We start from the raw sequence: 10,619 nt of genomic DNA, 5'->3' as shown, positions 1-10,619 counted from the left end.
GAGAGTCTTTTACGTGGGGGTAGGAGGTGTGAATCTCCTAGAGGACAGGGTTCCTCGTACTAGACGACCAGTTCAGGTCGCACGTCGTCATTCATCCCCAACTAAATCGGAGATTTTAGGCAAGGGACTTCTGCCGACATTTTTGTTAAAAACTGCGAACAATCTGATCAATAAACGCTTCTTCCCTTTTACGCTACGTAGTTAACGGTACTCAATAACGGGACAAGTGTCAAAGATTTTACGGATATCTAGAAAGACTTTTATTTGTTAGCATGAGAAAAGTTCAACTATAATTTTTTTGGGTTCATCTCCAAAAAGTAATAATTAAGACTTTTGGTGACAAATTTAGCTTTTCGTAAACAAGCGATATAGCTAGCTAACAATTAGGCGGAAGTTTATGCCGGAAATTTCTGCAATTATCTGTACACATAATCGAGAAAAATATTTAGGTGCGGCTATTGATAGTTTGCTAGCACAAGATTTTCCTGATTATGAAATAATTGTTGTAGACAACGCTTCGAGCGATCGCACTCGTGAAATAGTTCAAGCACGCCCTAGCGTGAAATATATATATGAACCAATCACGGGATTATCCGTAGCTCGCAACACAGGCGCTAAATCAGCTACAAGTCAGATTCTCGCATATCTTGATGATGATGCCGTAGCAAGTCCCAATTGGTTAAGTGTACTGTATGCAGCTTATCAAAGCAATGAAAAATTGGCGATCGCAGGTGGCAAAGTTACCCTAATTTGGCCGGAGGGAATCTTACCCCCGGATTGGCTTTCCGATGACTTAGCGGGAAATTTGGGTGCATATAATCTGGGTGACAAAATTGTATATATCGATCGACCAGGCTTAACTCCAAGAGGGTTAAACTATTCAATTCGACGCAAGTTTCTCGAAGAAATCGGTGGTTTCGACATTAACCTGGGTCGAGTTGGGAAAAAATTACTATCCAACGAAGAACTACTAATGACAGAACAAGCTTTAAACCGAGGTTGGCAAGTAGCCTATCTTCCCGAAGCTTTAGTCGAGCACAACGTTTCCCCAGAACGAGTTAACCCCCAATGGTTTTTAAGTCGAGGTTGGTGGCAAGGCATCAGCGAATATTACCGCGAACAACTAGTCGGGAAAGCCGGAGTAAAACAAATAGGACGAGGTGGCGAACGCTTAATGTATGGTGTTTATAAATCAATGAAATATTTTCGCCATCCCGACCGACGGTTTGAAAATTTAGTGTATAGCTATGGTCAAATTGGATATTTAAGTGCCGTAATCATGGGGTTATTTTCTGCCGCCAGACGGGAAAAATAAGAACAGGGGATGAGTTGGTTTCTCCTGAGACTCACCGATAACGGGGTTGGTAAGGGGTGTGCTTTCCTCTCCTTCCTCTTTTAGGTAGGAGAGGAAAGCACACCCCTTACACTAACAACTGAGCAGTAGCGAATCTTTTATTTGATGTATACTCATATTAGTGAGTTTATTAAGCTTATGGAACAAGTATTGACGCTAGTTGTAAGACTTGATGTATCTGAAAACCAACGCAAATTGTTGGCGGATACATCTAGTGCTTTTGCGTCAGCTTGTAATTGGATCAATGAAACAGTTAACCCAAACCTAACCAATAGAAACTCAATCCAAGCAGTTTGCTACAGAGATGTAAAGACAAAGTTTGGATTAACTTCTAACCATGTCGTTAGAGCTTGCGCTAGGGTAGGAGCCAATCGGCTGACAGCTAAACAAAAAGGTAAGAAAGTTAAAGGCTTTAAACCAACCAGCTTTGATTGTGACGCTCGGACATTTAGATTCATTGAAGAGAATTGGAGTGTGAGCATCAGCACAACGGGTAAACGAGCTACTATCCCCTTAAAAGCAAGTAACTATCATCGTGGTAAGTTAGCCGGACAAGAACCAACCTCGGCTCAAGTTTGTTTGCACAAAGACGGCTATTGGTATGTCCATATTCAGCTAAAATCAGAACCAAGAGAACCATTAAAAACGGACAATGCGATCGGGGTTGATTTTGGTCGAAGAGATATCGCTGTTACCAGCACAGGTAAATCTTGGTCAGGCAAACATATTCAAGATGTGCGAGATAGATATAGTCAAGTTAGGACTTCTTTGCAGAAAAAAACGAACCAAGGCACAAGAACGACACGGCGTAGATGCCGTCAAATTCTGCAACGGTTATCGGGGAGAGAAAGAAGATACCAAGCTTGGCTAAACCATAACATCAGCAAGGCAATCATTTTAGAAGCGAGAAACACTCAATCCTTTGTAGCTATCGAAGATTTAACTGGTATTAGAGAAGGTTTAAACAACAAACCAAGAAGCAAAACTGAGCGTCGAAGAATTAATTATTGGGCGTTTTATCAGTTAAGAACTTTCTTGGAATATAAAGGTATTAAGGAAGGCGTAAAAATTATCGCTGTCAATCCTGCCTATACGTCGCAAAGTTGTCATTGTTGTTTGCATATTGGCATAAGAACTGAGAAAAAATTTAAGTGCGTCAATCAACAATGTGGATGGATTGGAGATGCTGATGAAAACGGCTCTAAAACGATTGCACTATTGGGGTTGAGTGTAAACCAACCTAGAGGCTCAAATTTATTGGCTTGTCCCATAGATTTAGGGCTACCAAAAGCTCCGCCCTCTGGAGCGGGCGGGGTAGTTTACTTGCCAATTATCTTGAAGTTTATTGCTAAATTAAGCACCACTAATCATGACTGCCACAGCCAAAAAAATCCCAGTTTCCGTGTTGATTCCCGCCAAAAACGAAGAAGCTAACTTGCCAGCTTGTTTAGAAAGTGTAGCAGTTGCGGATGAAGTTTTTGTCGTAGATTCGCAAAGTAGCGATCGCTCGATAGAAATTTCCCAAAAATATGGAGCAAATGTAGTTCAGTTTTACTTTAACGGTCGTTGGCCGAAAAAGAAAAACTGGTCATTGGAAAATTTGCCCTTCCGCAATGAATGGGTGTTAATAGTCGATTGTGACGAACGCATTACCCCAGAACTTTGGGCAGAAATTGCCGCTGCTATTGAAAACCCAGATTACAACGGCTATTACTTGAATCGGAAAGTCTTTTTCCTGGGAACTTGGATTCAGCATGGTGGTAGATATCCTGATTGGAATTTGCGCTTATTCCGTCATCAAAAAGGACGTTATGAAAACTTAGGTACGGAAGAAATTCGCAATACCGGAGATAACGAAGTTCACGAGCACGTAATTTTAGAAGGCAAAGTTGGCTATCTAAAAAATGATATGCTGCACATTGACTTTCGCGATATTTATCACTGGTTAGAACGACACAATCGTTATTCTAATTGGGAAGCTCGCGTTTATTTGAACTTGTTAACTGGCAGGGGAGATGATGGTACGATCGGCGCTAATATTTTGGGAGATGCCGTCCAACGCAAACGCTTTTTAAAGAAAGTTTGGGTACGCTTACCTTTTAAACCCTTTCTACGCTTTTTGATCAGTTATGTTTTCCAACTGGGCTTTTTGGATGGGAGAGCCGGATATACTTATGCTAGACTTTTGAGCCAATATGAATATCAAATTGGGGTAAAACTCTACGAATTACGCCGTTTTGGTGGTCAGTTAAACAACGCCCCACAACCAACTCCCCCAAAAACTGTGACATCTACAACCGATTCTCCTACCACTAGCGACACTACAGCTTATGACTCAGTGGGTTCCTGAACCAACTGATCCAAATTCTGCATCCAAAAAAGAGTCTTTGCTGGATGCGGAACCTTGGATGGATTTACGAAAGTACGATCAATCAAATTTCGATCGCGGTCGTTCTAATTGGATAATTTTACTTTGGTGGTTGGTGCAAGCGATCGTATTTCCCCTCACACCCCACCAACTCCACGCACCCAGAATCGCCTTATTGCGTTTATTTGGGGCAAAAATCGGCAAAGGAGTCGTCATTCGACCTACCGCCCGTTTCACCTACCCTTGGAAAGTGGAAATAGGCGATTACAGCTGGATTGGTGATGACGTAGTTTTATATAGTTTGGATTACATTCGCATCGGTCGGCACAGCGTCATTTCCCAAGAATGCTACCTTTGCACCGGAGATCACGATTTTGAAGACCCCGCTTTTAGTTTAATTACCGCGCCGATTACCATTGGCAACGGAGTTTGGGTAGCAACTGATTCCTTTGTTGGCCCGGGCGTAGAAATTGGCGCAAATACAATAGTGGGCGCACGCAGCAGCGTCTTTCGCAGTTTGCCTGCCGGACAAGTTTGTTGGGGTAGTCCCTGCCGTGCCCATCATCCCAGACAAGTTAAAGGAAGATTTATCTAAAACTGAGTCCACAACAGAAACAGAAGATTAAATACTGGTTTGGAGTATCCCGTTTTGCCTACAACGAAACCATCCGTTATTTGCAACAAAAGGGAACCAAAGCCCAATGGAAAAAAATTAAAACTGGCATTATTCAAAGCTTGCCTGATTGGTGTAAAGATGCGCCATATCAAATTAAAAATATTGCCGTCAAAGATGCTTGTCAGGCAGTAAAGAAAGCCAAGGAAAAGTATGTGAATGGTGGTGGGATTAGCAGATGCAAATTTATGTCACGCAAAGGGAAGAGGAGAATTCGCTCCAAGTCAGTGCGTCAGATGTTAACGCTTTCACACTATAAGTTTAAGTTGTTCTTAAAGCATAAGGCGTTTGAACACAACAAGATAGTGATTGATGTTAATGAAGGTTATACATCAAAAACTGTTAGCTGGACTGGAGAAATTATCGACAAATTAGGCGGGGCTAAATTCATCAAGTCTGGCATTGATAACCGTGTTATGAACCGAGACTTGAATGGTGCGCGAGGAATCTTTCTTCGTGCATTGGTTGATACGGTGCGACCTGAAAAAGGGTTCTTTTGTTTCGTGGAGCCTACTCCACTAAGGGATTCACAGCCCTTACCCTCATGTAAAAGACTCATATAGAGTCCGGTCACGTCTCAGTACAGAAATGGAATAGACGGAATGCAGACCACAAATGTAGCCGAAGCTAGCAGCCTAAGCTGGTTAGGAGCTAGAGGGAGTCCTTCCAAAGGTGAACTAGGTGAATTATCGATAAACTGCGTGACCCAATGAATGACCAAATAAGGCTGATAGGCATATACGGGAAAGTCTGGATGGTTGTATCTCATCAAGACCTGTGAATAACAAAACCCGTCGCAGAAGAGATAACACCCAAGGAAAGACAGAACAACAAAGGAATCAACAGGGTAAGCCCTACAAGGTCTAGGGAAGGTCGATTCACCCTAGTAAGTCAAAGGCAACAATGACAGAATCCCCTGGAGGGTAAAGGATGGATGAGAAAGCGAAAGCTGGAGGTAATGCTCCAGATAGGGGTTCAAAATTTGCCCTTGAGCGAAAGCAATAGCAGACTTCATCTGGGTCTTATACGAGAGACAAAGTGACTAAGAAATTGAATCCAATGACAAGTTAGATACGGCCATGTTAATGACGGCTCAAAATACTACGAAGTAGCCAAAATCCAAAATTCAGGGCTTACGCAGTAATGCTAAATATGGTGGAATGGTGCGTTACGTTTTACTAACGCACCCTACAAATAGTAAGTCCTGCTAGTAACGGGATAGCCTGAAGAATCAAAATTGCTGAACGCTATAGTAGAGACAAGCCACGCTACCAATAATGTAAACTAGCCAAGTGCCAAAAAAGCCGATCGCTCGTCCCGGCGAAGGCCCATAAGTTTGAATCAGTCCCCAAGCATGGCCAATCCGTGCCACAATTAGCATTGCACCCAACATCCAAATTAACCAAGTTGCAGCTTGCATCAATTCCAGAGCTACCAGAAATAATAAAGCGATCGGAACATACTCGGTAAAATTGCCGTAGGCTCTAATCTTTCGCTGCAACACACCATCATCTGCTTGTTTTGTCACAACAGTCTTTTGCGTCAGTTTCTCCACAAAAGCAGCCCAGGCATTAGGATTTTTTAGGTAATCAGGTTGTGAGGCAACTTCTGCGGTTGTTGCTCCATGCCAAATGCGAGTCCGGGTACGTTCCATGACTACCTGATAGGATAAACCCAAAGCCAGTAACCCGTGACAGCCAATGAAAAAGGTTGAGATGGGAATTATTGCAGACATTGATTTGTTAAATAATCAACTTTCTCTATGAAGCATTTATAGATCTAAGCAGCGGGGACAATGGGACAAGGGGAAGTTCATTAACTCAAAACTCTCTCATTCAAAACTCAAAACTTTCCCCCTGCCCCCTATTATGGGCAACGCGGAATTCTTCTGGGGCGACGAACACGCTGTCTGCGTCTTGGTGGTTGGTAACACTCTTGGATACAACATATTTCTTCGTCGGGAGCGTTCCAGTTCCAGTTATCGCTAACATCGCCTGAGCGAAATTCGGCGCGACATCCGTTTCTTACCCAAACAAAACCTCTACCGTAAGTCCAATCAATACCCTCTACGCAAGCGGCGCGAGATAATTGTCTTTCGAGAAATACGCCACGTCGGGTATTAATTGAACATCTTATGGTTTCAAAATTAACGCTCTGGCAAATAGCAACGCTTTGAGCCGAGGCAGACTCAGCCATGATTATAGTAGCCGCAACTGCAACAGTAGCAGCACCAGCGAAAGCGACTTTTTGACACAGATTGGTCATCAGGTTAAACTCCTCACTGTACTGGGCTTAGGTAGCTTTTGCATCTGCGCCCCGATAGACCAACAGTATCCCTAAGTTAGCTACTCTCGTCAACTACCTATATATTTGGTGTTTTTCAGTTATCTGATTGGGTAATTGAGAATTGTGGTAACAGTTACAGCGCTTTTTAGGAAGAATTTTAGTACTTTTTGCGGGTAAGTAAACGGGCTGCGATCGCACCACCGATAAAGCCAAACAAATGTCCTTGCCAAGAAATCCCGATTTGTGTCGGAAGAACACCCCAAATCATACTACCGTAAACCGAGCCTACGAATAATGATAAAAAAATAGATCCAGGGCTACGTTGAAAATAGCCCCGAAATAGTAAATAGCCCAGATATCCAAACACAACTCCACTAGCACCAATATGAATACTATTGGGAGGTGCAAATAGCCAAACGCCTAGACCGCTAACTATCATTGAGATGGCACTGACAACGAGAAAATCGCTGGTTTCTCGTAACATAATTAACCAGCCAAGAGTTACAAAGGGTATAGTGTTGGCTGCTAGGTGTAAGAAGTTTCCATGTAGAAAGGGCGCAAATAATATTCCACGCAGTCCAATAACTGAACCGGGAATGATCCCAAAGTAGTCCAGTCTACCTTGGAAAACGATTAGGTCGAAAAATTCCACAATCCACATTAAGGCAACAGTACCACCCAAGATGAACACCTGGGCTTTTAATTCATTGATAATTCCTTTTACCTGATCTCTACTCATTTTTATACCTTTGGTAATTGTTTTTTGTATATTTACAAGATAGCAAGTTCAGCATTGTTTTGCTCAAGGAATTGGCACTTTTAAGTTAGCTTCATGCTTGTATATAAATTAAATATTACCAGAATTGGTTTTTTTCTTACTTATGAAATTGGTTCAAATACAAGTTGGGGAATTAATATCTGTGTAGGCTCGGAGTTTACTATTTCCCCAATTCCTAGAAATTGCCCGGTTTCCTGTTGGACGCGCTTTTTCCCGAAAGAATATTTTGGGTAATTTTCGGGTAGAGATAGGCGTTGTCCTTGGCACCAGCGACGGGCATCTGGTTCGGCTAGGTTAACTACTTCTAAATGACTTAAAGCTGTTTCTGGAGAAATAGGGTTAAATGTTCCTTGTTCTATGTGAGTTTCTAACTCTGTAAAAGTCAAACTTTCGGTTAATTGTAAGCCACAACTGGCGGTGCGAGTTAAGGCGGCGAGAGTTCCGCCAATTTGTAAGGTTATTCCTAAATCGCGTGCGATCGCTCTAATATAAGTACCAGGCCCACAAGCAATTTCTAAGTCTAATTCCGGGAATTCTCCAGCACGCCAATCTAAAATTTCTATTTGATGAATTTCCACAGGTCTAGGGGCAATTGTAATCGTTTCTCCAGCACGGGCTAACTCATATAAACGTTTCCCTTGAACTTGAATTGCACTATAATTAGGTGGAATTTGTTGAATAGTTCCCTGGAATTTTTCTAAGGCTAATTTCACCTGTTCTAAAGTTAATTCATTTCCTGAATTTTGAGCAATTACTTCTCCTTGCAAATCGTCTGTAGTGGTAGTTACTCCTAGTTTAATTGTGGCGCGATATGCTTTGTCTTCCCGCAGGTATTGTAACAGGCGAGTTGCTTTACCCAAGGCAATGGGTAAAACGCCTGTTGCTGCGGGATCTAATGTGCCGCCATGTCCGACTTTTTTTTGATGTAATAGACGGCGTACTTTAGCTACGCAGTCGTGAGAAGTAATACCGAATGGTTTGTTTAAGTTGAGGAAACCTTGCACGATTTAGTAATTAATAATTGGTGATTTTTAGTTACGATTAGGTGAGATGATTAGCTCTGGAGATGGACGCTCCAATGCTAATTGTAACTCAGCTTCGGAGAGCGATCGCACCAAACTTAAAGGTAAAGGCTCTTGACTCAAATATCTAATGTAGGATGGAGTCAAATAAGCTTTATATTCTGGATCATTAGCGACATAAAACTTAAAGAAAGCTACACTCCATGCTTTTATGTAATCACGCGCCAAGGCTGGATCTGGGCCGATTACTGGTGACGGCAAAGGTACAGTAGATTGAGACTCAGCTAAAGTAGAAAAGTGTGTACCGTTATTCATGATTAACAAATATCGATTGGGGTTATTTAGCCAGGTAAAAGGCTTAATTTGTTCTGGTAAAGCGGGTGCAACTGTATCAGCAGTACCCGCAACTAAGGCAACCGGAATATTAATATTATTCAGTCCATCTTTGCCAAAAACGCTACTACCAATTGGGTTAATAGCGATCGCCGCTTTGACTCTATAATCTTGCAAATTATAGTTATAATTTGGTAAAATCAAAGCGCGACATTGCAGTAAAAGTGACAAGTTCCAAGTATTATTAATGGCAGCACAATCCTGTTTCAAACTGTTAAAATTGATCTGGGCACCTGCCAAAGCTAATGCAGTGTAAGCACCAAAAGATTGTCCAATTACTCCCACTTGTTGAGCATTTAAACGACCTTGATACAAAATATCTGTTTGGGAAAGTCTTTCTAATTCATCGAGGAGAAACTTGACATCTAAAGGTCGATTAATGAATTCGTAAGGTGGCGCGACTTCTTCTGCTTTACCTTCAAACAAATTTTGCAATTGCTGTGCATTACTACCGGGATGTTCTAATACAGCAACCGCTAGTCCGAATGAAGCTAAATGTTGAGCTAAATAAGCAAAAGTTTCTCTATCTGAACCTAAACCATGAGAAATTACAATTACTGGTGCTGCTGTTGATTGTTGCTTAATTCCTTCAGGAATTGGTAAGTAAATATCAGCGGTAAAACTGCGGTTGCGCCGCCAATCTTGGAATTGTCTTGTTTGCTTGTTAACAGTGAAATATCCCGGTTGGCGTAAGTTTGGTAATGCAGCTATTTGTACAGAAGTTTGATTAACTGCTAAAGTAGTTGCTTGTTCATTAACAGCTGCTATTGCTTTATTAGTTTGCTCAATTACTTTAGATAAATCATCAGCAAGTTGTAAACCTCTTGCTAAATCAATTCTGACTCCAGAAGCAGGAAATTTGCGTAAAACATTTAGTAAGGTAATTCCCTCTGGATCGTTAGCGGCAGAAATTAACGCTTGTTGAATTGCTTGGGAACCATATTCTCCTGATTCCGTCTGAATAACTTGTCCTAATCTTCGCAGTAAAATTTCTGCTTGGGGGGTGTTGAAGAATTGGGAAACTGCGATCGGTCTAACTTCTAAACGTTTCAGTAAAATGCGGCGCAACTGTTCTTGTTGTTGGGGTCTAATATATTGAATGTAAGGTGCTAAATCGTTGTTAACTACCCCTCTTTTAGCGTAAGCTTCCAAAGAATTTACAGAAATTGTACGTTCTAAGATGTCTAAAGACACTTGCACTCTCTCTGCGGATCTTGCAGGAAAAGTAGATCCCATAGTTGTCAGCAGAGAAATTCCTAGCAAAATTCCTACCCAGTTAAATGACTTATGGAGCGAATCAGTTAATTGACGCATAATTTAGGAGGTTTCACAAGACAAATTCTGCAATAACTTGGCGGCTCATCGTTCAAAACAAGTACAACGATGCTCTTTACCTACTTCTATACTGACCAACAATTTCCCAAACGTCGAGACTTCTGTGATTTTAAACAAAGCTGCAAATCAGCTTTACACAATTATCAAATAATTTGTTACAATATAAAACCTAATTGTCTTTTTCTCGCTTCAGTAAATACTCTTAATTTTTACCATGTAGAGAGGTTGTATACAACGTCTCTACATAAGGTTGTATACAACCTCTCTACATTTTCTTTTCAATTTAGATTAAGTAGGGTGCGTCAGAACCTTAAGATTATCATTCGTTGTCTAAAATTATGCTATCTGACACACCCTACAACTTTTCAATTTAGATTAAGTAGGGTGCGTCAGAACCTTAAGATTATCAT

At 41.4% G+C, this 10,619-nt stretch carries 11 protein-coding genes; 6 read left to right on the top strand and 5 right to left on the bottom strand.

Annotation, left to right across the window (positions count from 1 at the left end; all coding sequences use genetic code 11):
- The 6 genes from ACE1CC_RS01940 to ACE1CC_RS01915 form a co-directional block, all read left to right on the top strand.
- Positions 1 to 205 (top strand): hypothetical protein (locus ACE1CC_RS01940; RefSeq protein WP_413268789.1); only part of this gene is annotated, 205 nt, incomplete at its 5' end.
- Between the two features lie 192 nt (positions 206 to 397).
- The gene (locus ACE1CC_RS01935; protein WP_413268788.1) at positions 398 to 1,315 is read left to right on the top strand and encodes a glycosyltransferase family 2 protein; all 918 of its coding nucleotides are present in this window, start codon (positions 398 to 400) and stop codon (positions 1,313 to 1,315) included.
- A 177-nt stretch (positions 1,316 to 1,492) separates the two neighbouring features.
- Positions 1,493 to 2,788: an RNA-guided endonuclease InsQ/TnpB family protein gene (locus ACE1CC_RS01930; RefSeq protein ID WP_413268787.1), complete on the top strand. Its 1,296-nt coding sequence runs from the start codon at positions 1,493 to 1,495 to the stop codon at positions 2,786 to 2,788.
- Positions 2,724 to 3,704: a glycosyltransferase family 2 protein gene (locus ACE1CC_RS01925; protein ID WP_413268786.1), complete on the top strand. Its 981-nt coding sequence runs from the start codon at positions 2,724 to 2,726 to the stop codon at positions 3,702 to 3,704. Before ACE1CC_RS01930 ends, ACE1CC_RS01925 begins: the two co-directional genes overlap by 65 nt.
- A gap of 58 nt (positions 3,705 to 3,762) precedes the next feature.
- Complete coding sequence (gene hpsU, locus ACE1CC_RS01920; protein WP_459563782.1) at positions 3,763 to 4,317, top strand: hormogonium polysaccharide biosynthesis acetyltransferase HpsU; 555 nt, start codon at positions 3,763 to 3,765, stop codon at positions 4,315 to 4,317.
- Complete coding sequence (locus tag ACE1CC_RS01915; RefSeq protein ID WP_413268790.1) at positions 4,308 to 4,958, top strand: zinc ribbon domain-containing protein; 651 nt, start codon at positions 4,308 to 4,310, stop codon at positions 4,956 to 4,958. The genes hpsU and ACE1CC_RS01915 overlap by 10 nt, the downstream gene beginning before the upstream one ends.
- 668 nt (positions 4,959 to 5,626) lie before the next feature.
- Here the strand turns inward: ACE1CC_RS01915 and ACE1CC_RS01910 are convergent.
- The 5 genes from ACE1CC_RS01910 to ACE1CC_RS01890 form a co-directional block, all read right to left on the bottom strand.
- Positions 5,627 to 6,130 (bottom strand): MAPEG family protein, encoded by a 504-nt coding sequence (locus ACE1CC_RS01910; protein WP_413268784.1) that lies wholly within the window; start codon positions 6,128 to 6,130, stop codon positions 5,627 to 5,629.
- 131 nt (positions 6,131 to 6,261) lie between these two features.
- Positions 6,262 to 6,660, bottom strand: coding sequence for a DUF3011 domain-containing protein (locus ACE1CC_RS01905; RefSeq protein WP_413268783.1), 399 nt, complete (start codon positions 6,658 to 6,660; stop codon positions 6,262 to 6,264).
- Positions 6,661 to 6,838: 178 nt separating this feature from the next.
- Positions 6,839 to 7,420, bottom strand: coding sequence for a rhomboid family intramembrane serine protease (locus ACE1CC_RS01900; protein WP_413268782.1), 582 nt, complete (start codon positions 7,418 to 7,420; stop codon positions 6,839 to 6,841).
- Positions 7,421 to 7,560: 140 nt separating this feature from the next.
- The gene (gene truB / locus ACE1CC_RS01895; protein WP_413268781.1) at positions 7,561 to 8,463 is read right to left on the bottom strand and encodes a tRNA pseudouridine(55) synthase TruB; all 903 of its coding nucleotides are present in this window, start codon (positions 8,461 to 8,463) and stop codon (positions 7,561 to 7,563) included.
- A 27-nt stretch (positions 8,464 to 8,490) separates the two neighbouring features.
- Entirely contained in the window at positions 8,491 to 10,188 is a 1,698-nt protein-coding gene (locus ACE1CC_RS01890) for an alpha/beta hydrolase (protein ID WP_413268780.1), read from the bottom strand.
- Positions 10,189 to 10,619 lie beyond the last annotated feature (431 nt).

The organism is Floridaenema aerugineum BLCC-F46 (genome assembly GCF_041929345.1).
In the GTDB taxonomy this organism is placed as follows: domain Bacteria; phylum Cyanobacteriota; class Cyanobacteriia; order Cyanobacteriales; family Aerosakkonemataceae; genus Floridanema; species Floridanema aerugineum.
This window is presented reverse-complemented; position numbering and strand designations above follow the sequence as displayed.